The sequence below is a fragment of the Pseudarthrobacter sp. HLT1-3 genome, from assembly GCF_059383535.1.
This window is the reverse complement of sequence record NZ_JBWZCJ010000036.1, coordinates 1-24,492: the sequence shown is the minus strand read 5'-3', so window position 1 is coordinate 24,492 and position 24,492 is coordinate 1. Positions and strand designations below refer to the sequence as shown.

Sequence of the window (24,492 nt, the reverse complement as noted above, 5' to 3'; positions counted from 1 at the left end):
AGGAGAGTGTTGAGTTCGGGGTTCACATACCGGGTTTAACACTCTCCGCCTCACTTTAAAAGCGTCCCCACCGTCCCAACCAATAGGAATTACTCATCTAGGGGCTTAGGGCCAGGGCCTTGCGGCCGGTCGTAACTCAGCGAACGACGACGGCGGCCCCGCACCGTAGGGTGGGGGCCGCCGTCGGACGCTGCCTGTTGCTAAAGCCCAATCACTCAGGCGAGGCGGGTCAGCCAGCCGTGGGTGTCCTCGACGGTGCCCGTCTGGATGCCGAGCAGCTTCTCGCGGATGGCCATGGTGGTCTCCCCCGCCTTTGCGTCCTCGGAACCGATGAACTCGGTGTCGTCCTTGAGCACACCGATCGGGGTGATCACGGCGGCCGTGCCGCAGGCGAAGACCTCGGCGATGTCACCGGAGGCCACACCGTCGCGCCATTCATCCAGCGTGATCTTGCGTTCGGTGACCTCGCGGCCCATGTCCTTGGCCACCTGGATGACGGACATCCGGGTGATACCCTCCAGGATGGTTCCGCTCAGCGCGGGGGTGGCCAGGGAGCCGTCCTTCATCACGAAGAACACGTTCATGCCGCCCAGCTCTTCGACGGCGTTGTCATTGAACTGGTCGAGGAACAGCACCTGCTTGCAGCCGTGGGCCTCGGCTTCCTGCTGCGCGATCAGGGAGGCGGCGTAGTTGCCGCCGCATTTCGCGGCGCCGGTGCCGCCACGGCCGGCGCGGGCATATTCGCGGGAGATCCAGATGGAGACCGGCTTGAGTTCGCCGCCGAAGTAGTTTCCGGCCGGGGAAGCGATGACGCGGAAGGAGACCTCGCGGGCGGCGCGGACGCCGAGGAAGGCCTCGGTGGCGATCATAAAGGGCCGCAGGTAGAGGGCTTCGCCGCGGCCGGAGGGCACCCATTCCTTGTCCACCGAGACGAGCTCGCGGATGGCGCCCAGAAAGTACTCCTCCGGGAGCTCGGGGAGCGCCAGCCGGCGTGCGGACCTGTTCAGGCGGGCCGCGTTGGCCTCGGGACGGAACGTCCAGATGGATCCGTCGGCGTGCCGGTAGGCCTTGAGTCCTTCGAAGATTTCCTGACCGTAGTGGAGCACTGCAGCGGACGGGTCCAGCGAGATGGGTCCGTAGGCCTCAATACGGGCATCGTGCCAGCCTCCCTTGCCCTCGGCGTCGACGCTGTAGTCGACGATGGCGGTGTGGTCGGTGAAATAGTTGCCAAACCCCGGGTTCGCCAGGATGGCAGCACGTTCTTCAGCGGACTTCGGGGTTGCCGAGAGCTGCTGGGTGAATTCGACGCCATGGGCAGTCTGAGTCATGGTTCCTCCACGGTCGGCTGCCTGGCGGGTGAACGTGGTTCAGCGGCGTACCACGGCAGCATATTGGTGATTCGAAACAAGCTTACGCCCGTTGGCAGACCCTCCCGCGCGGCACCGGCTCCGCGCAATCGAGCCGCCTACAGGGCGGCGGCGATGGCGTCGCCGATGGCGCTCGTGCTGCGGACCGCGGTGCCGCGGCCGGCGACGTCGGCAACGACGGCGGCTTCGATTTTGCGTGCGGCGGCGGAGTAGCCAAGGTGGTCCAGCAGGAGCGCGGCGGAGAGGATGGCCGCGGTCGGATCCGCCTTCTGTTGCCCCGCGATGTCCGGTGCTGAGCCGTGCACGGGTTCGAACATGGACGGGGCCGTGCGTTCCATGTTGATGTTGCCGGACGCGGCCAGGCCGATGCCGCCGGTGACCGCGGCGGCGAGGTCGGTGATGATGTCGCCGAAGAGGTTGTCCGTAACGATCACGTCGAAGCGCGCCGGGTCGGTGACCATAAAGATCGTGGCGGCATCGATGTGCAGGTAGTCGTGGGTGACCTCCGGGAACTCCTGGGCCACGGCCTCCACGGTGCGCTTCCAGAGGTGGCCGGCGAAGACCAGGACGTTGTGCTTGTGCACGAGCGTGAGCTTCTTGCGGGGCCTGTCGTTGGCGCGGCGGAAGGCATCCCGGACCACGCGTTCCACACCGTGGGCGGTGTTGAGCGAGACCTCGGTGGCGACCTCGTGAGGCGTGCCGGCGCGCAGTGTGCCGCCGTTGCCCACGTAGGGTCCCTCGGTGCCTTCGCGGACCACGATGAAGTCGATGTCTCCGGGGTTGGCCAGCGGGCTGGCTACCCCCGGGTAGAGCCGCGACGGGCGAAGGTTGACGAAGTGGTCCAGCCGGAAGCGAAGCTTGAGCAACATTTCGCGCTCGATGATGCCGGAGGGGATCCGGGTGTCGCCGGGGGCCGCGCCTACTGCGCCAAAGAGGATGGCGTCGCGGGTGCGGAGGTCAGCGAGGGTTTCCTCCGGCAGGGTCTCCCCCGTTTCCAGCCAGTGCTGGGCACCCAGCTTGTAGTGCGTCTGCTGCAGGACGATGCCTTCGGCAGCGGCGGCCTTCTCAAGGACCTTCAGGGCTTCGGCCGTGACCTCAGGGCCGATGCCGTCGCCGGGAATAACAGCAAGGTCAATCGTGGATGCGCTCATGCTTTCAGGGTAGCTAAGTGATCCACATGCTGGTCAACTCGTCTCATTATTCGAACAGCCGGCCTGGCCGCTGCCGACGCCAGGAGGATCAGGGGCCGCGGGCCGGTGTGGCGACCACCACGACGTTCTTCCCCCAGGGATCCTCCGTATAGCAGCTGATCAGTACCAGCCGGTTGGGGACGGCATCCCAGACGGGACTGTCCTTCAGGGTCGACTTCGTGTAGGTCGTGACCGACTCCACCACGTAACTGAGTACTCCGGTCTCCGTGGCGACGGTGAGGGTGTCGCCCGGGACGGCCGCCGAGCTCAAGTGGTTGAACGGCGCGTCCAGGCCCTCCCAGCTGTGGCCGATGACGTAGGTCGTGTTCTCAGAGCCTACGCCGGGGGTGCCAAAGGGGGTAAGCCAGTAGCCGTCCATCGTTTCCGGCGGTACGATGCTCCGGCTTTCAGCGTCACCGCCCGCCGGTTCCAGGGGATGGACCACAACGTCCATGCCTGCCGCCGGGTAGGTGATCCGCTGCGGGACGGACGCCGCGGGGCCCTGGGGTGTGGACTCCGGAACCCCGCTCGGGGCCGTGTCCCCGAGCGGGACCAGCCCGCTACTGCTCCCGGCGGGGTCAGTGATGGCTGACGACGTCGACTGTGCCGCAGAAATGCCGGGCAGGGACTTGATCGCCGCCGACTCCTGGCCGTGGGCGGGCTGCCCGTTGGCCGGACCGGATGCTGCGTAAAACACCCATGCGGTGATGATGCCCAGCACGCAGACGGCCAGGATGAGCATGTCCCTCGGCCTGAGCACGAGGCCACGGATACCGGGTACTCGTCGCCGGTGGATCGGACGGTGCCTGCCCATGGATGCTCCTGTTGACGCGCCGGTGCTGGAGAGGGAGAAAGCGGAGGGCGGGTGCTGCTACTGGCAGCACCCGCCCCCTGTACTGCTACTTAGTTTTCGGTGCTCCGGGCGCGTCGTCCGCCCTGCCAAACCACCGTGGCCGCGCCCGCGGTGAGAACGCCGGTCAGCGCCATCAGCCACACGGGGATGCCAGTGTCCGAGGTCTGTCCCACTGCGGTCTGGACGTTGTAGCCGACGTTGGTCTTCTTGGCGGCAGCGGCTGCTGCTGCCTTCGGAGCAGGAACTACGGCTTTCGGAGCCGGAACTGCAGCCTTCGGTACCACGACGGTTCCTGCCGGCTTCGGAAGGGCAGAGTCCGGCGTAACTGCACCCGGAGTTTCATCCACCGGATCCGGGGTTTCATCAACCGGGTCCGGAGTTTCATCCACCGGATCAGGGGTTTCGTCCACCGGGGGGACAACGACAGCCGCGCAGTTGTTGTTTACGAACGCGAGACTGCCGTCCGTCCAGTTCTGGCCCAGCGGCATGACCGTTCCTTCGTTCGCGGGCACGATGTCCAGAGTGTCGCGCGTGTGTCCATTCAGCGCGCTGAGGCTGATCGTCTGCTTGAGGAAAGAGTTTCCGTCGGCGCTCGTCGAGTGGCAGATGGTGATCGTTTTCTCGTCTTTATCTTCTTTGGGTGCCGCGGTGGCGGAGACCGTGGCGGTCATAAGGCCCAGTCCCACTATCCCCAGTGTGGCAATTGTTCTTCTCATTGTCCGTCGCTCCGTCTCGTCAGTTAAATACCTGGCTTGACCGCGCGGAGTAACCATCATCGAGACCCAAGAAGAAAAAATTCGAGACCTCCAAAGCGAATTGAAAGGTGACAGTTACTCCCCAGCAGTGTCCTCAGTTCGCTTGCTCTTTCAGGCTAGGCGGGCAACCCTACGGGCGTCCTGAGTAGTTGGTACTCGTCTAATCGATGGACTAATACCCCGTTCTGACGTGGGGGTACTCAGTACGGGTCGCCTGACTACCTGCTGGTAACCTGTTTGTGCCGCCGCGGGCAGGCCGGGCCCCCGGATCAGGAAAGACTACTCGGATGGGCTCCCGGACCACTCGCGAGCACAACGCAAAACACTCCCCCACCCTTCGTCAGGGTGGAGGAGTGTTTCGGGCGACCGGCCGGCTTCGGTCGACGCCGGCGGGAGACGCCGAGGGTGTCAGGCCTCGGCCGGTTCCTCGTACTTCGGAAAGACCGGGGCCGGGGCCGGCAGCGCCGTTCCGGCCTTGATCGGAGTGCCCAGGGCCGCGAAGTCGCGCGCTTCCCCCTCCGGCTGGCCGAGGGTCTCCAGGATGGCCCCCGCTGCCGTCGGCATCACCGGCTGGGCAAGGATGGCGACGATCCGGAGCACCTCAAGGGTGACGTACAGGACGGTGTTCATGCGTTCGACGTCGGTCTTCCGCAGCACCCAGGGCGCTTGCTCGGCGAAGTACGCGTTGGTGTCGCCCAGGACGTTCCAGATTGACTCGAGGCCCCGGCTGAACTCCTGCTTTTCAAACGCGGCCCGGGAGATCTCCAACAGCGCGTTTGCCTGTTCCAGCAGCGCGGTGTCCTCGGCGCTGAAACCAGCGGGGACGGGAACGGCGCCGTCGCAGTTCTTCAGGACCATGGACAACGAACGCTGGGCCAGGTTGCCGAAGTTGTTGGCGAGGTCCGCATTCATCCGGCTCACAATGGCGTCGTGGCTGTAGGAGCCGTCCGCACCGAACGGCACCTCGCGGAGCAGGAAGAAACGCACCTGGTCGAGGCCATACTGGGCGACCCAGTCAGCCGGTGCCACCACGTTGCCGAGCGACTTGGACATCTTGACCCCCTGGTTGTGCAGGAAGCCGTGGATCATGACGCGCCTGGGCAGTTCGAGCCCTGCGGACATCAGGAACGCCGGCCAGTAGACAGCGTGGAAGCGGGAGATGTCCTTGCCGATCACATGGACGTCCGCCGGCCAGTACTTCCGGAACAACTCGGATTCGGTGTCCGGGAAGCCGACGCCGGTCAGGTAGTTAGTCAGCGCATCGACCCAGACGTACATCACATGGTCCGGGTTGCCGGGGACGGGAACGCCCCAGTCGAAGGAGGTACGGCTGATGGACAGGTCCTCGAGGCCGCCCTTGACAAAGCTGACGACCTCGTTGAAGCGGTTGTGCGGGGCGCCGAAGGAGGGATGGTCCGCGTAGAGGGCCAGCAGCCTGTCCTGGTAGGAAGCGAGCTTGAAGAAGTAGCTCTCCTCCTCGGTCCAGGTCACCTCGGTGCCGGTTTCGGACGCGTAGCGCAGGCCGTCGGCCCGCACCTCGGTCTCGTCCTCGACGAAGTAGCGCTCGTCGCGGACCGAATACCAGCCGGTGTACTTGGAGAGGTAGATGTCCCCGTTGGCTTCCATCCGCTGCCAGAGCGCCTTGGCCGCCTCGTAGTGGTCCGGGTCGGTGGTGCGGATGAAGCGGCTCAGCGAGATGCCGAGGTCATCGCTCATCTGCCGGAACGCCCCGGAGTTGCGGTCGGCGAGTTCCGTGACCGGAATGCCTTCCTTTTCCGCCGTCTGCTGCATCTTCAGGCCGTGCTCGTCCGTGCCGGTCATGAAAAAGACGTCGTAGCCGTCCAGCCGCTTGAAGCGCGCCATCGCATCGGTGGCGATGACCTCGTAGGCGTGGCCGATGTGCGGCACACCGTTGGGGTAACTGATGGCCGTCGTGATGTAGAACGGGGTCTTCTCGGAAGCTGTCACAGTTTAAACCTAAATCAGTTCGGTGAGGGTATCGCTCTGGCGGACAAGTTCGTGGTCATGTGACGCCACCAGGACGGCGATGCCGTCCGAGGTCGTGTCCTTGAGGATGCTGATGATGCGGTTGGCCGAGGCCCGGTCCAGGCTGGCGGTCGGCTCATCGACCACCAGGACGCGGGTACCCAGGATCAGGGCCCGGGCGATCGCGACGCGCTGGCGTTCACCGCCGGAGAGCTGGGCCGGCCGGTGGCGCATGCGACGGCCGAGGCCGACGAGGTCCAGGAGGTCCTTGGCCATGTCGCGGCGCTGGTCCACCTCGCCGTCGGGAACGGCGGGCAGCAGCACGTTTTCGAGCGCGCTCATCCCGTCGATCAGGGCGCCGCCCTGGTCGACGTAGCCGATCAGGGCGCGGCGGCGGTCGGCGATTTCGTCGTCGCCCATGGTTTCGAGGGAATCGCCTTCCCAGAACACCCGGCCCGACGTCGGCAGGGTCAGGCCCGCGCCGACGGTCAGGATGCTGGTCTTGCCCGAGCCGCTGCGGCCGGCGACGCAGTGCATCTCGCCGGCGTGCAGCGTCATGTTGAAGTCGTCGACCACGTTGACGGCCTCGGCGCCTCCCTTGCCGCCGCCGTAGTGGATCGTGATGTTGCTCAGTTCCAGCGGCCTGGCGTGGTCGGTGGCCTTCACGATCGTGTTGGCGCGCGTCTTGTGGCCGCCGCGGCGGGTGCTCGCCGTCATCCGGTCGTGAGCCTCACGGTCGAGGTTCAGGTCGTTGTTCATCGGACCACTTTCGTTGCAATTGGAATCCAGCAAAGTACAGCCACGAGCCCGGCGACGGCGGCCCAGAGCGCGGCATAGGGGGCGAGGAGGAGGCCGATGCCGATGGCGCCGAGCACGCCGAGCGGCAGTGCGAACATCCCCACCATGGCATTTTCGAAGAAGCGGACCTGGCCCAGCATGTCCGGGTTCCAGCCCATGGCCTGCAGCGTGCCGAGGTACTGGCGCTTGGCCTGCAGCTCGAAGCGGCCGGTGACCATGGTCAGCAGCAGGCCGACGGCGACCCCGGACACGCCAAGGGTGAGGCTCGGCACGGCAATGCTGGTGGCCGCGAGGCCACTGAGCGCGCTTGCTCCGGCAGCCCGGGGAATGTCGATCAGCAGCGCGACCATGCCCCCGACTGCTGCGCCGAAGACGCCGACGGCAACGGCCAGCGAAACGGTGTTGAATTTGTTGGTGCTCAACTGCCGGTTGGCGAAGGTCAGCGGGGAATCCACGGCGATGAGCCGTTCATCGTGCTGCGGTTCCTGGTCCACAATTTCCCGGTGGCGCAGCTGCTGGGCGGCGAAGACGGCAGCGCCCGCGTAGAGCACCAGCACGGAGGCCGAGACGACCGCCGTGGCCGGGTTCCAGCTGACCAGGCTGAGGACTACGCCGGCGACGGCCAGCAGGGCGGCACCGACACCGAATTCGGCAAGCACCCAGTGCCTGATCCGGCGCTGGGTCCAGCCCATGGCCCGCAGGGTTCCGGCCTCGGTGCGGCGCTTGCGGACGTAGCTGACGGTCGATGCACCGGTCAGCAGGGCAGCACCGCAGAGAGTGAGGAAGAGCAGGGTCAGGTTGGTGCCGGTGAGGGAGCCGGAGACAGCATCGGCGGCATCCTGGCGGACCCACGACTGCTGGACGGTGCCGAGCGGGGACTCCTTGCCGGCGTCGTCCTTGGAGTAGCCCGGGACGAAGATGCTGGCGTCTTCGCGGGCGGAACCGGCGACAACCGTGGCCTGCAGGCCCAGGTCGCGGATTTCGTCGGCGAGCTTCTCCACGTCCGGCTGTGCCTCCTTCCAGCTGCCGGGCACCTTGGCCCGGACGCGGACGGCGTCGATCACGGAGGCGTTTTCCTCGAAGCCGCGGGCGGCGGCCAGGCCGTAATAGTCGGTGATGGCACCGGCGGACTGGCTGGCCAGGCCGGTGGCGCTCAGCGAGGGCTTGAGCTCGGTGTTGCCGGCGTCCTTGCCCGCCGCGTCCTTGGTGAGCGTGAACGGCGTGGGATCGTAGCCGCCCAGCGGCAGGCGGTTGACGTCACCGGCGGCCTCCTGGACGGTCCCGGCGTCGAAGGTGCCGTACACCATGGCCAGCGGCGTGGCGGGCTTCTTGCCGGTCTGCAGGTCCTCGCGGTAGGCGCGCTCGTCCACCGGCTTGCGCTGGGTCTGGTCCACAGCTGTGCCGTTGGCCGCTTTCTCCGGAAGGCGGTTCACGGTGACCCAGTCGCCGGGGGTGGCGGTCTTGTCCACGGCGCCGTTGCCTGCCGTTTCCCCGTCCTGGTATTTCGGGGCGGAGGCGAAGTCGGTGCTCCAGGTTGCCGGGTTGTAGAGGCCCTGGCTGAAGGTTCCGGTGTCACCGAGCAGCTGCGAAAGGTCCTTGGACCCGGGCCAGGCCAGCGTGAACGGGGACTTGGAGACGAACGGGAGGTAGTCCTTGTCCAGCGAGCGGGTCACGGTCCCGACGTCCTTGGTGACGTTGCCGGAGCCGTCGATTTCCTCGATCTTGACCGAGTACTTGAGGTCAAGGGACGTGCCGGTGCGGACAATCAGCGGGATCGCCTGCGAGTCTTCGGTGAGCAGGCCGCTGCGCTTGGCCTGCTGGTACTGGCTCATCAGCGGGGCCCAGTACTTGAGTTTGACGCCGAGAAAATCGGGGCCTTCCTTCAGTTCGTCCATGCCGATGCCGGTGCTGAAAAGGCTCTCGAAGTGGCGGCCGATCGCGCCGGCGTCGCGGGCGTCTGCGGGCGGCGCCTTCTCCAGCGGGGCGAGGAAGTCCCCGGCGGGCCCGAGCAGGGCACGCTCGGAGACGGGGTCGACGGCGACGACGGACTCCGTCACCTGGGGCGCAAGCGGCAGGGACACGGAGAGGTTGAAGAGGTTGTGCTCGGAGCCGCCGGCGGGGGCCGGGAATTTGATGCCGGTCTCCCCGTCCGGTCCGGCGATGCGGACGTTCTTGCCGCCGGCGACCTGCTCCTCGATGAGCTTCGCCTTGCCGAGTGATCCTTCGGCCATGGTCTTGAACAGGGTCTGGTCGGACCGGCCGTCGGAGCTGACGGCGCTGGCGGTGAGCCGGTACTGTTTGGGCGTATCGGACAGGACCGACTCCGCGGCCGGCCATTTGCTCGGATCCGTCGCGGTGGGGTCACCGGCGGTGCCGGCGAGGCCGGCATTGAACCCGAGGTAGTCGGTGGCTTCCAGGCGCGGGGACTCCAGGTTCTGGGTGACGCGGGAGACCAGGCTGATCGGGGCCGCCACGGAGGTGCCGGAGAGCTTCCGGAGCGCGTCCAGCTGGTCGAAGCTGATGCCGCCCTGGCCGGTGGCGATGTCCGGCTGCATGAGCCCGCCGTTGTCATCGGCCGTTGCCTGGACGAGGATGTCGTAGAGGCCCCGGGAGTTCTGGTCGACCGTGCGGTTCAAGGCGGCCTGCGACTGACCCTGGACGAGGACCGACAGGCACATGGCCGCGATCAAAATGGACGCGGTCAGCAGAAGCACTCGGCTTCTGATGAACCTCTGGACGGCGTTCATTGGGCTCCTGAAAGCTGGATTGCGTGCGCACACCAAAGTTCATTCCGTACGGAAGTGAAGGCGTCCCCTGCCGGGTGTGCAAAAAGTAAGGCCGGGCTGCCGGCCGGATCCGAAATTCGGACGTAGCCATTGTACGCAGACCGGCCATGGGTTCGCGGACACCGGCGGCGGTCTGAGCCGCCGCCGGTGTCCACCGTGAGGACCTCAGTCCTCGAGGTCGACCTCGCGCACCATGTCAGCGCCGATTCCGGCCTTGATGGCGTCCAGGACCTGCTGCGGGACAGAGCTGTCGATGGTCAGCAGGGCGAGCACCTGGCCGCCCTCGTCCTGCCGCGCCACCTGCATGCCGGCGATGTTGATGTTGTTCATGCCGAGGATGTGTCCGATGGTGCCGATCACCCCGGGGCGGTCCGAGTAGGCCACGACCACGAGGTGTTCGCTGATCGGGATCTCCACCTCGAAGCCGTTGATCCCGACGAGCTTCTGGACCTGCTTGGGTCCGGTCAGGGTTCCGGCGACGGAGATCTGCGTGCCGTCGCTGAGCGCGCCGCGCAGGGTCAGGACGTTGCGGTAGGACTCGGTGTCCGGTGTGGTGATGAGCCGGACGTTGATGCCGCGCTGCTCGGCGATCACGGGGGCGTTGACATACGAGACCTGCTCGGTCACGATGTCCGCGAAGATGCCCTTGAGTGCCGCGAGCTCGAGCACCTTGACGTCGAGGGAAGCGATTTCCCCGGCGACCTCGACGTCGAACTGGGTCAGAGAGGCGTGGGTCATCGCGGTGAAGATGCGGCCCAGCTTTTCCATCAGCGGAATGCCCGGGCGGACGTCCGGGGCGATCACGCCGCCGGCGACGTTGACCGCGTCGGGAACCAGTTCCCCGGCCAGGGCCAGGCGGACGGACTTCGCGACCGAGACACCGGCCTTTTCCTGCGCCTCGTCCGTGGACGCGCCCAGGTGCGGGGTGACAACGACGTTGTCGAGCTTGAAGAACGGCAGGTCGGTGCTGGGCTCCTTGACGAAGACGTCGACGCCGGCACCGGCGATTTCACCGGACTCCAGGGCAGCGTACAGGGCTTCCTCATCGACGAGGCCGCCGCGGGCGACGTTGACGACGTACGCGGTGCGCTTCATCTTCTTGAAGGACTCGGCGCCGAGCATGCCGACGGTCTCCGGCGTCTTGGGCATGTGGATGCTGATGAAGTCAGACTGCGCGAGCAGCTCATCGAGGGTCACCAACTGGACGCCGAGCTGGGCGGCGCGGGCGGAGGTGATGTAGGGATCGTAGGCGAGGATCTTGGTGTCGAAACCCTTCAGGCGGGCGGCGACGAGGGCGCCGATCCGGCCCAGGCCGATGATGCCGATCTTCTTCTCGTAGAGTTCGATGCCGGTGTACTTGGAGCGTTTCCACTCCCCGTCCTTCAGCGCGGCGCTGGCCTGCGGGATGTGGCGGGCAAGGCTGAGGATGTGGCCAACGGTGAGTTCGGCGGCGGAGACGATGTTCGAGGTGGGGGCGTTGACCACCATGACACCCGCCTGCGTGGCGGCCTTGATGTCGACGTTGTCGAGGCCGACGCCGGCACGGGCGATCACCTTGAGGTTTTTCGCGGCGGCGATGGCTTCGGCGTCCAGCTGGGTGGCGGAACGGACCAGGATCGCGTCGACGTCGGCGATCGCAGAGAGCAGCTGGGAACGGTCGGCGCCGTCGGTCTGCCGGATTTCAAAGTCCGGGCCAAGGGCCTCGATCGTGGCGGGCGAAAGTTCCTCAGCGAGGAGTACTACAGGTTTGGTGCTAGTCACCGGTGACCTCTTTAGCTCTCTTGTATTCAGGTGGGGATTTTGGTGAAACGGTGGTGCTGCATAAAAGCAGGGAAGCCGGACCCCCAGTAGGTGTCCGGCTTCCCTGCCGGTCAGTGCTTAGCGGGCCACTGAGCCTTCGGTGTAGTCGTCTTCGTTCTTGATCCAGGAGAACAGCTTGCGCAGTTCGCGGCCGGTGGCCTCGATCGGGTGGTCCTCACCCTTTTTGCGCAGCGCCTTGAACTCGGGGGCTCCGGCGTCCTGGTCGTCGATGAAGCGCTTGGCGAAGGTGCCGTCCTGGATGTCCGCCAGGACAGCCTTCATGTTTTCCTTCACGTCCGGGGTGATAACCCGCGGGCCGGAGACGTAGTCGCCGTACTCCGCGGTGTCCGAGACGCTCCAGCGCTGTTTGGCGATGCCGCCCTCAACCATGAGGTCCACGATGAGCTTGAGCTCGTGCAGCACCTCGAAGTAGGCGACCTCGGGCTTGTAGCCGGCTTCGGTGAGGACCTCGAAACCGTACTGGATCAGCTGGGAGGCGCCGCCGCAGAGGACTGCCTGCTCGCCGAAGAGGTCGGTTTCGGTCTCTTCGGTGAAGGTGGTCTCGATGACACCGGCGCGGGTCCCGCCGATGGCCTTGGCGTAGGACAGTGCCAGTTCCTTGGCCTTGCCGGACGGGTTCTGCTCGACGGCGATCAGGTCGGGCACGCCGCGGCCTGCCTCGAACTCGCGGCGGACGATGTGGCCCGGGCCCTTGGGGGCAACGAGGGCGACGTCGACGTCTGCCGGGGGCTTGATGTAGCCGTAGCGGATGTTGAAGCCGTGGCCGAAGAACAGGGCGTCGCCCGGCTGCAGGTTCGGGGCGATGTCCTCGGCGTAGACGTGGCGCTGGACCTGGTCCGGGGTGAGGACCATGATCAGGTCGGCTTCGGCGACGGCGTCCGCGACGTTCAGGACGCGCAGGCCCTCGGCCTCGGCCTTGGCGCGGGACTTGGAGCCTTCCTTGAGGCCGACGCGGACGTCAACGCCGGAATCGCGCAGGCTGAGGGCGTGGGCGTGGCCCTGGGAGCCGTAACCGATGACGGCGACGGTGCGGCCCTGGATGATCGACAGGTCGGCGTCGTCGTCGTAGAACATTTCAGTCACTGGGGTGTCTCCTTTTAAGTGGATTCTTGGGTGGTGCTTGTCGGTGAAACTGGTCTAAAGCTGGTGTGGTGCTGCGGCTGTCTAGGCGCTGCGTAGGGCCCGGTCGCTCATGGAGCGGGATCCCCGCCCGACGGCCAGGGTGCCGGACTGCACGATTTCGCGTACGCCAAAAGGCTCGAGCACGGAGAGCAGCGCTGTGAGCTTTTCGGGATGGCCCGTTGCCTCGATGACCACGGACTCTGTGGAGACGTCGACCACCGATGCGCGGAACAGGTCTGCAGCCTGGGTGACCTGCAGCCGCGTGGCGGCATCCGCCCGTACCTTGACCAGGATGTGGTCACGCTGTACGGAGGATTCGGCGGTGAGCTCGACGATCTTGATCACGTTGATCAGCTTGTTCAGCTGCTTGGTGATCTGTTCGATCAGCTCACCGTCGGCGTCGACGACGACGGTCATCCGGGACATTCCCGGTACTTCCGTCGGGCCGACGGCCAGGGAGTTGATGTTGAAGGCCCGGCGGGCGAAGAGGCTGGCGACGCGGGTCAGCACACCGGGCTTGTCTTCGACCAGAACGGACAGTGTGTGGCGGGTCATGTTCAGTCCTCCTCTTCCCATTCCGGGGTCATATTGCGGGCAACCTGGATCTGGTCGTTGCTGACCCCGGCGGGGACCATCGGCCACACCATGGAGTTGGGGCTCACGACGAAGTCAATGACCACGGGGCGGTCGTTGATTTCCAGGGCCTTCTGGATGGTGGCGTCGATGTCCTCATCGCGGTCGCAGCGGAAGGACGCGCAGCCGTAAGCTTCCGCGAGCTTGACGAAGTCCGGGATCCGGACGGTGTCGTGGCCGGTGTTGAGGTCGGTGTTGGAGTATCGGCCCTCGTAGAAGAGCGTCTGCCACTGCCGCACCATGCCCAGCGAGGAGTTGTTGATGATCGCAACCTTGATCGGGATCTTGTTGATCGCGCAGGTGGCCAGTTCCTGGTTGGTCATCTGGAAGCAGCCGTCGCCGTCGATGGCCCATACCACGCGGTCCGGGTTGCCCACCTTCGCGCCCATGGCGGCCGGCACGGCGTAGCCCATGGTGCCGGCGCCGCCGGAGTTCAGCCAGGCGTGCGGGCGTTCGTACTTGATGAACTGCGAGGCCCACATCTGGTGCTGACCCACGCCGGCGACGTACACGCCTTCGGGACCGGTGAGGGCGCCGATGCGTTCGATCACACGCTGCGGGGCGCTGAGTCCGTCGTCCGGCTCGGTCCAGCCCAGCGGGTAGGTCTCCTTGAGGTTGTTCAGGAAGGTCCACCAGTTGGTGTAGTCGGGCTTGCCGGAGACGGCGAACAGGGCGCGCAGGGCCTCGCTGAGTTCCGGAATGATTTCCTTGACCGAGCCCACGATCGGCACATCGGCGGTGCGGTTCTTGGAGATCTCGGCCGGGTCGATGTCCGCGTGGATGACCTTGGCGTTCGGGGCGAATGATTTCAGCACACCGGTCACCCGGTCGTCGAAGCGGGCCCCGAGCGTGATCAGCAGGTCCGACTGCTGCAGGGCGGTGACGGCCGAGACCGTGCCGTGCATGCCGGGCATGCCGACGTGCTGCGGGTGCGAGTCCGGGAACACGCCGCGGGCCATCAGCGTGGTGACCACCGGAGCGCCGGAGAGTTCCGCCAGCTCCAGCAGTTCCGCCGAGGCATGCGCCTTGACGACGCCGCCGCCCACGTAGAGCACGGGCTTGCTGGACGCCGCGATGAGCCGGGCGGCTTCGCGGACCTGCTTGTTGTGGCCCCGGAGCACGGGGTGGTAGCCCGGCAGATCGATCTTGGGCGGCCAGGAGAAGGTCATCTGACCCTGCTGGGCGTCCTTGGCGACGTCCACCAGGACGGGACCCGGGCGGCCGGTCGAGGCAAGGTGGAACGCCTCCGCCATCACGTGCGGGATGTCGTTGGGATCGGTGACCAGGAAGGAGTGCTTCGTGATCGGCATCGTGATGCCCACGATGTCCGCCTCCTGGAAGGCATCGGTGCCGATGACTCCGCTGGCGACCTGGCCGGTGATGGCCACCATCGGCACGGAGTCCATGTGGGCATCCATGATGGCGGTAACGAGGTTGGTGGCACCCGGACCCGAGGTGGCGATGCAGACGCCAACCCGACCGGTGACCATGGCGTAGCCTTGCGCGGCGTGGCCGGCTCCCTGTTCGTGACGGACCAGAATGTGGTTCATTCGGGAAGCCATCAAGGGGTCATAGGTGGGCAGGATCGCGCCACCGGGCAAACCAAAAATATCATCCACGCCGAGTTCTTCGAGCGAGCGGACAATTGCTTGTGAACCGGTCATCACCGTCGGGGGTACGACGTTGTTCGGTCCAAGGACAGGAGAGACGGCAGCAGTGTCGACGCCAGCATCGGCCGGGCGATCGGCGCGTTCCGAAGCCTTGGAGGCTCCAGCGGACTTGGTGGCCATCAGCGAGGGGCTGATCGGCGATCCTTTGCTCATCGGACTCTTCCTTTGTGGATCTACGGGTGGATCTTCGGTGATCGTGGAACTGCTCGTAGTACGTGTTGCTGGTGTTGCCGGTGGTGCGGAAATAAAAAAACCCCTCAGCCGAAGGCTCTTCGAGGGGTTTGCGCGTGACGGTTCGTTACCAGTCGGGCTATGGAGCCACGCGCTTGGTAAGGACGACGGCTGCATCTGCAGCAGCGCAGCTGGTAACGAATGCGATCATGCGTTCAGTTTTCCCTCTTTGTGAGACGGGTGTCAACGAGCCCGACCCCTGTCTCACGATGTGGACCTCATTGTCCACTGGTTGATCTCTGCCCTCCGCCGGTGGCCCGGCAGCCTTCGACTGAGGGCGGAAGTCTCCTACCCCAAACGGACGGCGCGGACGCCGTTCGCTTGGGGCCCCTCGGAGCCTCCCTTGTTAAGCCTGGTCACCCACGCTTAGAGAATCACCCGCAGTATGCGCCGGTGGAGGCGCTGTGCACGAGTTTGGCGTATTTGGCGAGCACTCCCTTGGTGAACTTGGCCGGAAGCGGCTTCCAGCCGACCTTGCGGGCTTCGAGGTCCGCCTCGTCGACCAGGAGGTCGAAGCTGCGGGCGGCGATGTCCACGCGGATCCGGTCCCCGTCCTGAACGAAGGCGATCGGGCCGCCGTCGGCAGCTTCCGGGGCAACGTGGCCGATGCAGAGGCCGGTGGTTCCGCCGGAGAAGCGGCCGTCGGTCAGCAGCAGCACATCCTTGCCCAGGCCCGCACCCTTGATGGCACCGGTGATGGCGAGCATTTCGCGCATGCCCGGTCCGCCCTTGGGGCCCTCGTAGCGGATGACGACGACGTCGCCGGCCTTGATCTGGCCCTTGTCGAGCGCATCCAGGGCACCCTGTTCGCGTTCGAACACGCGGGCGGTGCCTTCAAAGACGTCGGCGTCGAAGCCTGCGCTCTTTACGACGGCACCCTCGGGAGCCATCGTGCCGTGCAGGATCGTGATGCCGCCAGTCTTGTGGATGGGGTTGTCCATGGCCCGGAGGATCTTGCCGTCCAGGTCCGGCGGGTTGATCGCCGCGAGGTTCTCCGCGACGGTCTTGCCGGTGACGGTGAGGCAGTCGCCGTGCAGCAGGCCGGCGTCGAGCAGTGCACGCATGATGACGGGCACGCCGCCGATCTTGTCGACGTCGGTCATCACATAACGGCCGAACGGCTTGAGGTCGCCCAGGTGCGGGATCTTGTCGCCGATGCGGTTGAAGTCTTCTAGACTCAGGTCTACCTCCGCTTCCCGGGCGATGGCCAGCAGGTGCAGCACGGCATTGGTGGAGCCGCCGAAGGCCATGGTCACGGCGATGGCGTTCTCGAAGGCCTTCTTGGTCAGGATGTCTCGGGCCGTGATGCCGAGGCGGAGCAGGTTGACGACGGCCTCCCCGGACTTGTGCGCGAAGACGTCGCGGCGGCGGTCCGCGGAGGGCGGTGCGGCGGAGCCGGGCAGGGACATGCCCAGCGCCTCACCGATGCAGGCCATGGTGTTGGCGGTGTACATCCCGCCGCATGCACCTTCGCCGGGGCAGATGGCCTTTTCAATGCGGTCCAGGTCCCCGCGACTCATCTTCCCGGCGGCGCAGGCACCCACGGCTTCGAAGGCGTCGATCAGGGTGACTTCCTTTTCGGAGCCGTCCTCGAGCTTGACCCAGCCCGGCATGATCGAGCCGGCGTAGAGGAAGACTGAAGCCAGGTCCAGCCGGGCAGCTGCCATCAGCATGCCGGGCAGTGATTTGTCGCAGCCGGCCAGCAGCACCGAGCCGTCGATGCGTTCCGCCTGCATCACGGTTTCCACCGAGTCGGCGATGACTTCGCGGGACACCAGCGAGAAGTGCATGCCCTCGTGTCCCATGGAGATGCCGTCGGAGACGGAGATGGTCCCGAACTGCATCGGGAAGCCGCCGGCGGCGAAGACGCCTTCCTTGGCGCCCTGGGCGAGCCGGTTCAGCGAAAGGTTGCAGGGAGTGATTTCGTTCCACGAGCTGGCCACGCCAATTTGCGGCTTGGCGAAGTCGTCGTCGCCCATGCCGACCGCCCGAAGCATCCCGCGCGACGGTGCGGCGTGGATGCCATCGGTTACGACCCGACTGCGGGGCTTGATGTCCGGTTTGGTCTCTGTCGCTGTCTGGGTGTCCTCACTCATGGGTCAAAGTCTAGGGCTCCCCCACGGGGCCCAACGACCCGGACGGGCGCATTAAGCGGAAAACCGGGAATGTTTCAGCCAAATAGTGGACACCCATCTCATCTAATGGACATTTGCGGTCGCAACGGCTTAATTAAGGTGAGCGGCGTCACGCAGTTCCGGGGCCTCGGCAACGGACTGAGCCTCGGCTTTGAGCAGGGCCAGAACCTGCTGGATGGTGGTCCGCGCGGCAACGTCCGGACGGGCCAGTGCGACGATGCTGCGGCTCGCCTTGACTCCCGCCAGCGGTCGCAGGACGAAACCCCGTCCCTGGTTTTTCAGGGCCGTGTAGCGCGGCAGCAGGCTAAGCCCGTGCCCGGCGCTGACCAGGGCCTCGAGGACCCGCAGGTCGGGGAAGGTCTGGGCCCGGACCGCCGGGGAATCGGCCTGCACTTCGATCTGGCGAAGCACAGTGTCGAAGGGGAACCCCTCGGGCACGCCCATCCAGGGGAACCCGATCACGTCTTCAGCCCGCAGCGTTGTCATGCCCACGAGCGCATGGCCTTCGGGGATCGCGACGTCGAGGGGCTCGTCCAGGAGTGGCACGACCGTCAGCCCCTGCCTGGCAAAGACATCGGGTCCGTCGACGCTGTGCGCCAGCACGATATCGTAGTCGGCCGTCAGACCCGCGAATCCTGCCACATTGGGATCCTCAAAGTGCGCCTCGAAGCGGAGACCCTCGATGGCCTTGACGCGGTGCAGCAGGCCGGGGAGGAACATCTCGGCGGCACTGGGGAAAAACGCCGCCCTGACATGCGTCTGCCGGCCGCGCCGGTAGGTGTCGATGGTGGCTTCCGCGCGGGCCATCGCGGTGGACACCTCCGCGGCGGCACCCGCCATTGCGAGTCCGGCCTCGGTGAGGCGTACTCCCCTGCCTGATTTCCTGACCAGGACAACTCCCAGCTCCTCCTGGAGAGTCTTGAGCTGCTGCGAGACGGCAGAGGGCGTCACGTTCATTGCTTCCGCCGTGGCGCCGACTGTGCCGCGGTCGGCCAGCTCCCGGAGAATCCGGAGTCTCTTGAAATCCATGAAGAGAGGCTACAGGGCGGCGGGGGGAAGCTGGACAGCCCCCTTCAGGCAGACGTACCGTCAAGCAACGGCAACCTTGCCCTACGGACTGAAAGGCTCTGCTATGGATTGGATCATCTGGCTCGTTGTCATCGTGGCGATTGTCGCCGTCGTCTGGTGGCTGCTAAACCGCAACAGCTCCCGCGGCAGCTCTGGCCCCGCCGGGACCGGGACGGCCGGCAAGTCCGCCCCTCCGCACGTGCATGACGCCGACCCCGAAGCCGGCCACCGGGGCGCACTTTCCGGCGGCGGGGCCGCCGCTTCCGCGTCGGCTGCCGCCGTGACCGGAATGCCCGGGGCGGCAGGATTCAGCCAGGCCGAACCCGAGTCCGAACCGGACCGCGGACCGGACCGCACTGCCACCGCGGATGACGCGCTGCCCGCCGCCGCACCTTCGCGCGGCGCCGATGCGGCCGTTGCCGCGGGAAACCCGGAATGGGAAACCCAGTGGTCCGAGACGCCGCCGGCTGAACCGCATACCGCCCTCCACCCGGAGCCGGTTCACGGCGCCCATGGCGACCACGTAAAGGAAGACCTCACGGCCGGGGCAGGGTCGGCGGCTGCCCCGGTGCACCACCCTGAATACACCGAGCCACACGCCCCGACGCTTCCCGGCGCCGAGTCCGCCGCCGCCGAGGCTGAGGCTGAGGCTGAGGTTGTAACTGAGCGTGAGTCCACGAGTGGGACCGGCCTCGACGGGAGGACCGGAGAAGGCCGGACCGCCGCGCCGTCCACGCCACCGGCTCAGGAACCGCTGCCGTCGCAGGAACTGGCCGATGCCACCCTCGCCGGGGAGGACACGCGGGAGACCACAATGTCTTCGGCGGCGTCCGAAACCGCTGTGGGCCATGCGGCCGAACCCGCCGGACACCTCGCCGTCGACCAGCCGTATGGCGAAGGATCGGCTGCACCGGCCGCTGACGGCAGCGGACCGGAAGGCTTCTCGGTCAAGGGCAACGCTTCCTCGATGGTCTATCACGACGAGACGAGCCCCTCCTTCGAGGAAACCCGCGCCGAAGTCTGGTTCCTGTCCGCGGCCCACGCCGAGGCTGCGGGCTTCCGCCCGCCGCGACGGACACGGCAGTAGCCCTCGGTACGGGCTGTCGGGAGGAAGCCGGAGGGCGGATGATGCCGACAACGGCGGTGCGCGGCGAAGCAACCGCTCCCAGCCCTTTGCCGTCGCCAGGGCGGTCCTTGGGCGCGCGCCCGTGGACGGTCCTGGGGGCCACCGTCGCGATCCTGCTGAGCGGCTGCACCTCCGGCGACGGGGGCGGGGTGTCCAGCGGCACCTCTCCTGGCGCCACTTCGTCCCCGGCCGGCAGTGGCCCCGCCGCCTCCAGCCCGGCGGCCTCCAGCGCGTCCGGGACCCGGACGGGCGTGGACCGGCCAACGGTTGCCCGAAAGATCGACGCCGAGCTGCAGGTGCCCTGGTCCACGGTCTTCCTGCCCGACGGCACCGCCGTTATTTCCGAACGCGAGACCGCCTGGCTCCGGACCATCGCACCCGGATCAGGCAACCGACGGGCCGGCACGCTTGGCAAGGTGCCCGACGTCGTACCCGGCGGCGAAGGCGGGCTGTTGGGCCTGGCCCTGTCGCCTGACTTCGCGAGTGACCGGTACCTCTACGCCTACTTCACCTCCGCCAGCGACAACCGGATCGCGCGGCTGCGCCTTGAGGACAGCGCCGGGACGTTGCGGCTGGGAGCCGCGCAGGTCATCTTCACCGGAATCCCCAAGGCATCCACTCACAACGGCGGGCGGATCCGGTTCGGGCCGGACGGCAACCTCTACGTCGGCACCGGCGATTCGCAGCGCCGCGGCCAGCCGCAGGACCCGAACGCCTTGGGCGGAAAGATCCTGCGCCTCACCGCGGACGGGCTCCCCGCGCCGGGCAATCCCTACGAGGGCAACCCGGTGTACAGTCTTGGCCACCGCAACGTCCAGGGACTCGCCTGGGACAGCGCCGGCCGGCTGTGGGCGAGCGAATTCGGCCCCGACGTCGACGACGAACTCAACCTGATCGTGCCGGGAGGCAACTATGGCTGGCCGGAGGTCACGGGCGCCCCGCACCGCGCCGGCTTACTGGACGCGAAGGTGGTGTGGCCGTCGACGGCTGATTCATCTCCGAGCGGGCTCGAAATTGTCGGTGACACGGCCTACCTTGGCGCGCTGCGCGGCCAGAGGTTGTGGGAGGTTCCCTTGAACGGTGAATTCGCCGGGGAACCTGTGGGCCATTTCACACGGCTGTACGGGAGGATCAGGGACGTTTCGCTGGCGCCGGACGGCCGCCTGTGGGTGCTCAATAACAACAAAAACCCTGATTCTGTGCTGGTTTTGGAGCTGCCGGTGTAGTGGCGACGAGTACCGGTCCGCCCGATTTCACGCTTCGCCCAAACTCGTGTAGAGTTTCATGTCGTTGCGGAGAACAACGCGGGAACAAAAAGACCGCGAAGAATGAAAACAACAGATGCACCTCTAGCTCAACTGGCAGAGCAATTGACTCTTAATCAATGGGTTCCGGGTTCGAGTCCCGGGGGGTGCACCACAAATAGACCCCGTCTTTATTGGCCGCTGGCCATGAGGGCGGGGTTTTGTTTTGCCCGCAAATCCCGCGAGGGATCATATACGGGCCATTTGTCCCGGCCGGACCGTCTGAAGTGCTAGGGCTACTGCAAGCCGGCCCAGACCAACCTCGGCATCCTCTCTAGATGCCGACTCGGAGCCCTCCCCATCCGGTGCCGCCAAAATCTTTGAACAACACAGAAACGGAGGCGGCCGCCAGGTTCGGCCGACGTCGATGCCTGGCGGAAGTCAGTGGCTTGACCGCAGGCACCAACAGCCTCTCAGGGTCCCAAAGGGATCAGTTCTCCAAACGGTGTGCCGGTGGCCCCTACATACTCCCAAAAGGCCGCACGGCCTGGGCGGCACGTGCCGAATGCCCCGGACGTCGCTGCCGGCTCCCCGGGGGCCCCTAAGGTGGAGAATCCAGCCATTGGACCAGATTGAGCCATAGTTATGCTGCGCCTGGGTCGATTCAGTGGATTCGTGGCCCAGCCAGAGGAAATGGTCCCGGAGTCGATGCCCGCGGCGAGCATCCGCATGGCGGTGGTGTGCCTGAGGACGTACGGGGTAACGGGGGTCAGCATCGGCCACTTTCAGGAGGTCGCGGACGGCCTTCTGACTGTCTTTCGATCCTCCGTCGGCCGCTCTTATGCCCGGAGGACCCTCGGAGGGGCTCTGAGAGGCGCTCACCGGGCCTGCCGGGGAATATGCGCGCAGGTCCCGGTTCCCGGCGCCGTGCCGCAGTACGGTCCGTCCGTCGGTGCGGAAAGGGGTTTTCCACGAGGCCGTCCCGGCCGAGCTCCTGGCGGAAGGAGCTCCTGCCCCGTCATGTCCGCGGCCAGCACCGGTTTACGTGGTGAATTCCCTGGTTTTTGGGGATCCAGGCCCGGGTGCGTCCTTCCCGGTCATCTGCCCAGGTTATGGACAGGTAGAGCTCCCGGTCCAGCAAGGTGCGCACCCCGATCTGACAGTTCTCCACCCGGCCCGCGGTGCCAGAATAGTGGCGTTCGAGTCCGGCTGAGGCGCCTGGGAGCGGTCACACAGGCATCCTCGCCGCGGGAGCCCTTATCATCTGACGTATGCGTAAACAAATGTTCGCCCTTGGGGTGGCGGCAGTCTTACTGGCCGGCTGCTGGGGGCCTTCACCTCAACCGGAAATAACGACGGCGGCGCCGGCCACCACATCAGCATTAGCCACGCCGACGCCTCCTACGCCCACGACACCGACAGGCTCGGCCGCGACAGATCTGAACTGGGGCACGCCGATCGCTGGCGACGAGTTCAACTATACCGGGGCACCGGACGCCGCGAAGTGGTCCGTGTATAACAGCGCCGGGCACGCGGGGAATGGCATTCGAAGTCCCCAGCAGGTCACCGTAGACGGTTCCAAAATGGTCATGACTGGAACACCGGACGGTACGACCGCTGGAATGAGCGCGAAGTTTGCAAACCAGAAGTACGGCCGGTGGGAGGTCCGCGCGGCGGGTTCGGGTGACAATGAGTACCACATGGTGGCGCTCCTGTGGCCGGATAGTAGGAATTGGCCGTGTGACGGCGAAGTTGACTATGCGGAGACATCTGGTGACTGGAACTTCATCAAGTTCTTCCACCACTATTCATGTTTGAATTCGGCGACGTCGGCGACCAAGGCCCTGGACGTCACGCAGTTCCACAACTACGCGGTTGACTGGTCTCCGAATGGGATCGTCGGCTACATCGATGGGGTGAAGTGGTTTGAGGACAACGACCCCGCGCACCAGCCTCCCGGTCCGATGCACCAGACGCTACAACTGGACTGGTTCCCGGACAGCACTCCTGACGGCGCTGGCGAGATGCGAGTGGATTGGGTTCGCGTCTATGCGGCAGCCCCTCCCCCGCCGCCGCCATCCGGTGAGTCGTTTGAGTTCGCCGCCACCGGAGATATGAACCCTGAGGGTAATACATCGGCCTCGTCGCACAGTGGTAAGAACGCGGCTAGCATCATCGACGGTCTCAACGACGGTTCGCTGGATAACTTCCTGGCGTTGGGCGATTTCCAGTATGACAAGGGCACCTGTTCCGCGCTCGAGGCTTACGACCAGTTGTGGGGTCCGGCTAAGGCCAAGACGTACTGGACCGCTGGGCCGAATCATGATGTTGAACCCGGCCGGAGTGACGTTGACCGGTACATGGATGGGCAGTGCGTGTCCACGGAGAAGAGCGCGACGAGCTCCGATCTGGGACGGTTCCAGGACGCCCTGGAATGGTACTCGTTCGACAAGGGCAACTGGCATATTCTTGTAGCGCCGTCGGCCGCATGGCGTTATAACTCTTCGCGGGCGCAGGCGATGACCTCGGAGATGGATGCCGACCTGAAAGCGGCGAAGGCCGCTGGAAAGCATCTGGCGGTTATCCAACATGATCCGTATTTCACCAGCAACACGTCGGGCCATACCCGCTTCTCTAAGGCGAAGCCATGGATAGACGTGTTCTGGACGAACCGTGTCCGTGTGTTGCTGTCCGGTTCACAGCACAATTATGAGCGGACCTGCCCGATTAACAACGAGGACCAGTGCGTCCCGGACGGGATGCAACAATTTCAGGTGTCTACTGGTGGAATCGGCCTCCGGGAGTTCACCAGCAACCCCTCCTACGTGCAGCGGAAGTTTGGCGACACGTGGGGTCACCTCCGGATGAGCCTCAAAGCTGACGGCTCTTATACGTGGGAATTCCGTCCCGTTTCTGGCGGAATGCAGACTGACAGCGGGTCTCGAAGCCAGGGCTAATTCCTCGGTTCCGATCACCGCGCGTTCGGGCACTGACATTGAGACCGTCACCATGCCCGGCGGCGACCACAGGCAGGTTGACGTGCAGGCCGGAGAGGGGCCGTGAGCTACCCACCGAAGTCCCGACCGTCCTGTCCGATGTCCGCAGGTCGCGAAGGGCCGGAGCCTGCGCTCCTGGTAGCAAGCTGGCGCCTCGAACGGCCCCACCGAGGTCTCATCAACGGCGTGATCGAAACGACCCGCTGGATTGCCCGCGGCTTCCGCAACTTCCAGAGTTGCAGAATCAGGACCCTGCTCGCGGCCGGAGGCCACCGCCCGTACCGGAAGAAAACAGCCAACCACGCTTAGAGGCGAAGGCCCGGTAAAGTACTCGATCCATCAAGGTGCGCCCGGCCGGGGCGCAGTACGTCAGGAACACCCCGATCGGGCAGTTCTCCCACCTGCCCGCGGTGCCCGGATACTGGGCCGCCGGGCTTCTTAGTGATCCCGTCTCGTTGATCATCAGGATCCCGCCGGGACCGCCCAAATGGCGGTTGACATAGGCGAACAGGTCATCCCGCACAGCGTCCGGGTCCCAATTGGTAATCGAGAGCAGGCATTGCATGCCACCTCGCGGTGCAGGAACTCGTCCAGCGCGCTGCCGGGGTGCCGGGGGTCGTCGTCGGACACGCCCAGGTGGAGGTCGCTGAGGAGCCGCCACTGCGCGGCGCGGTTCATGCGAGGAGTCCGAGCACGCGTGGAAGGAAGAGG

16 protein-coding genes, 1 tRNA gene and 1 pseudogene are annotated in these 24,492 nt (G+C 65.9%); 4 read left to right on the top strand and 14 right to left on the bottom strand.

Features of this window, described 5'->3' with window-relative positions; all coding sequences use genetic code 11:
* Positions 1 to 215: 215 nt before the first annotated feature.
* From AC50X9_RS19990 to AC50X9_RS19930, 13 genes are all read right to left on the bottom strand, one after another.
* Positions 216 to 1,328, bottom strand: a complete 1,113-nt coding sequence (locus AC50X9_RS19990) for a branched-chain amino acid aminotransferase (RefSeq protein WP_494896566.1) — start codon at positions 1,326 to 1,328, stop codon at positions 216 to 218.
* Between the two features lie 137 nt (positions 1,329 to 1,465).
* Positions 1,466 to 2,518, bottom strand: coding sequence for a 3-isopropylmalate dehydrogenase (locus AC50X9_RS19985; RefSeq protein WP_494896564.1), 1,053 nt, complete (start codon positions 2,516 to 2,518; stop codon positions 1,466 to 1,468).
* 88 nt (positions 2,519 to 2,606) lie between these two features.
* Complete coding sequence (locus tag AC50X9_RS19980; RefSeq protein ID WP_494896562.1) at positions 2,607 to 3,371, bottom strand: class F sortase; 765 nt, start codon at positions 3,369 to 3,371, stop codon at positions 2,607 to 2,609.
* An 89-nt stretch (positions 3,372 to 3,460) separates the two neighbouring features.
* Positions 3,461 to 4,126, bottom strand: coding sequence for a hypothetical protein (locus AC50X9_RS19975; RefSeq protein WP_494896560.1), 666 nt, complete (start codon positions 4,124 to 4,126; stop codon positions 3,461 to 3,463).
* A 447-nt stretch (positions 4,127 to 4,573) separates the two neighbouring features.
* Positions 4,574 to 6,133, bottom strand: a complete 1,560-nt coding sequence (metG, locus tag AC50X9_RS19970) for a methionine--tRNA ligase (protein ID WP_494896558.1) — start codon at positions 6,131 to 6,133, stop codon at positions 4,574 to 4,576.
* A gap of 9 nt (positions 6,134 to 6,142) precedes the next feature.
* Complete coding sequence (locus AC50X9_RS19965; RefSeq protein ID WP_494896557.1) at positions 6,143 to 6,910, bottom strand: ABC transporter ATP-binding protein; 768 nt, start codon at positions 6,908 to 6,910, stop codon at positions 6,143 to 6,145.
* Positions 6,907 to 9,696 carry an ABC transporter permease gene (locus AC50X9_RS19960; RefSeq protein ID WP_494896555.1) on the bottom strand — a complete coding sequence of 930 codons (2,790 nt, stop codon included), beginning with the start codon at positions 9,694 to 9,696 and terminating at the stop codon, positions 6,907 to 6,909. The genes AC50X9_RS19965 and AC50X9_RS19960 overlap by 4 nt, the downstream gene beginning before the upstream one ends.
* 204 nt (positions 9,697 to 9,900) lie before the next feature.
* Positions 9,901 to 11,496, bottom strand: a complete 1,596-nt coding sequence (gene serA, locus AC50X9_RS19955; protein ID WP_494896553.1) for a phosphoglycerate dehydrogenase — start codon at positions 11,494 to 11,496, stop codon at positions 9,901 to 9,903.
* 117 nt (positions 11,497 to 11,613) lie between these two features.
* Positions 11,614 to 12,639, bottom strand: a complete 1,026-nt coding sequence (gene ilvC, locus AC50X9_RS19950) for a ketol-acid reductoisomerase (RefSeq protein WP_354350005.1) — start codon at positions 12,637 to 12,639, stop codon at positions 11,614 to 11,616.
* 81 nt (positions 12,640 to 12,720) lie between these two features.
* Entirely contained in the window at positions 12,721 to 13,233 is a 513-nt protein-coding gene (ilvN, locus tag AC50X9_RS19945) for an acetolactate synthase small subunit (protein WP_494896551.1), read from the bottom strand.
* Positions 13,234 to 13,235: 2 nt separating this feature from the next.
* Positions 13,236 to 15,134 carry an acetolactate synthase large subunit gene (locus AC50X9_RS19940; protein WP_494896549.1) on the bottom strand — a complete coding sequence of 633 codons (1,899 nt, stop codon included), beginning with the start codon at positions 15,132 to 15,134 and terminating at the stop codon, positions 13,236 to 13,238.
* A gap of 452 nt (positions 15,135 to 15,586) precedes the next feature.
* Positions 15,587 to 17,308, bottom strand: coding sequence for a dihydroxy-acid dehydratase (gene ilvD / locus AC50X9_RS19935; protein ID WP_494896547.1), 1,722 nt, complete (start codon positions 17,306 to 17,308; stop codon positions 15,587 to 15,589).
* Between the two features lie 129 nt (positions 17,309 to 17,437).
* On the bottom strand, positions 17,438 to 18,376 hold the full coding sequence (locus tag AC50X9_RS19930) for a LysR family transcriptional regulator (RefSeq protein WP_494896545.1): 939 nt from the start codon (positions 18,374 to 18,376) through the stop codon (positions 17,438 to 17,440).
* A 103-nt stretch (positions 18,377 to 18,479) separates the two neighbouring features.
* On the opposite strand from AC50X9_RS19930, the gene AC50X9_RS19925 reads away from it, so the two are divergent.
* The 3 genes from AC50X9_RS19925 (at position 18,480) to AC50X9_RS19915 (ending at position 20,960) form a co-directional block, all read left to right on the top strand.
* Positions 18,480 to 19,502: a sunset domain-containing protein gene (locus AC50X9_RS19925; RefSeq protein WP_494896543.1), complete on the top strand. Its 1,023-nt coding sequence runs from the start codon at positions 18,480 to 18,482 to the stop codon at positions 19,500 to 19,502.
* A gap of 107 nt (positions 19,503 to 19,609) precedes the next feature.
* Positions 19,610 to 20,767: a PQQ-dependent sugar dehydrogenase gene (locus tag AC50X9_RS19920; RefSeq protein ID WP_494896541.1), complete on the top strand. Its 1,158-nt coding sequence runs from the start codon at positions 19,610 to 19,612 to the stop codon at positions 20,765 to 20,767.
* A 117-nt stretch (positions 20,768 to 20,884) separates the two neighbouring features.
* A tRNA-Lys gene (locus AC50X9_RS19915) sits at positions 20,885 to 20,960 on the top strand.
* A gap of 900 nt (positions 20,961 to 21,860) precedes the next feature.
* Here AC50X9_RS19915 and AC50X9_RS19910 read toward each other — a convergent pair.
* Positions 21,861 to 21,998, bottom strand: a pseudogene (locus AC50X9_RS19910) (IS701 family transposase); the annotation flags it as partial.
* Positions 21,999 to 22,056: 58 nt separating this feature from the next.
* Here AC50X9_RS19910 and AC50X9_RS19905 point away from each other — a divergent pair.
* On the top strand, positions 22,057 to 23,742 hold the full coding sequence (locus AC50X9_RS19905; protein ID WP_494896539.1) for a family 16 glycosylhydrolase: 1,686 nt from the start codon (positions 22,057 to 22,059) through the stop codon (positions 23,740 to 23,742).
* The last annotated feature ends 750 nt before the right edge of the window (positions 23,743 to 24,492 follow it).

Coding starts and splice junctions, on each gene's coding strand:
- AC50X9_RS19990 (WP_494896566.1), bottom strand. CDS start 1,328: ATGACTCAGACTGCCCATGGCGTCGAATTCACCCAGCAGCTCTCGGCA.
- AC50X9_RS19985 (WP_494896564.1), bottom strand. CDS start 2,518: ATGAGCGCATCCACGATTGACCTTGCTGTTATTCCCGGCGACGGCATC.
- AC50X9_RS19980 (WP_494896562.1), bottom strand. CDS start 3,371: ATGGGCAGGCACCGTCCGATCCACCGGCGACGAGTACCCGGTATCCGT.
- AC50X9_RS19975 (WP_494896560.1), bottom strand. CDS start 4,126: ATGAGAAGAACAATTGCCACACTGGGGATAGTGGGACTGGGCCTTATG.
- AC50X9_RS19965 (WP_494896557.1), bottom strand. CDS start 6,910: ATGAACAACGACCTGAACCTCGACCGTGAGGCTCACGACCGGATGACG.
- AC50X9_RS19960 (WP_494896555.1), bottom strand. CDS start 9,696: ATGAACGCCGTCCAGAGGTTCATCAGAAGCCGAGTGCTTCTGCTGACC.
- ilvN (WP_494896551.1), bottom strand. CDS start 13,233: ATGACCCGCCACACACTGTCCGTTCTGGTCGAAGACAAGCCCGGTGTG.
- AC50X9_RS19940 (WP_494896549.1), bottom strand. CDS start 15,134: ATGAGCAAAGGATCGCCGATCAGCCCCTCGCTGATGGCCACCAAGTCC.
- ilvD (WP_494896547.1), bottom strand. CDS start 17,308: ATGAGTGAGGACACCCAGACAGCGACAGAGACCAAACCGGACATCAAG.
- AC50X9_RS19930 (WP_494896545.1), bottom strand. CDS start 18,376: ATGGATTTCAAGAGACTCCGGATTCTCCGGGAGCTGGCCGACCGCGGC.
- AC50X9_RS19925 (WP_494896543.1), top strand. CDS start 18,480: ATGGATTGGATCATCTGGCTCGTTGTCATCGTGGCGATTGTCGCCGTC.
- AC50X9_RS19905 (WP_494896539.1), top strand. CDS start 22,057: ATGCGTAAACAAATGTTCGCCCTTGGGGTGGCGGCAGTCTTACTGGCC.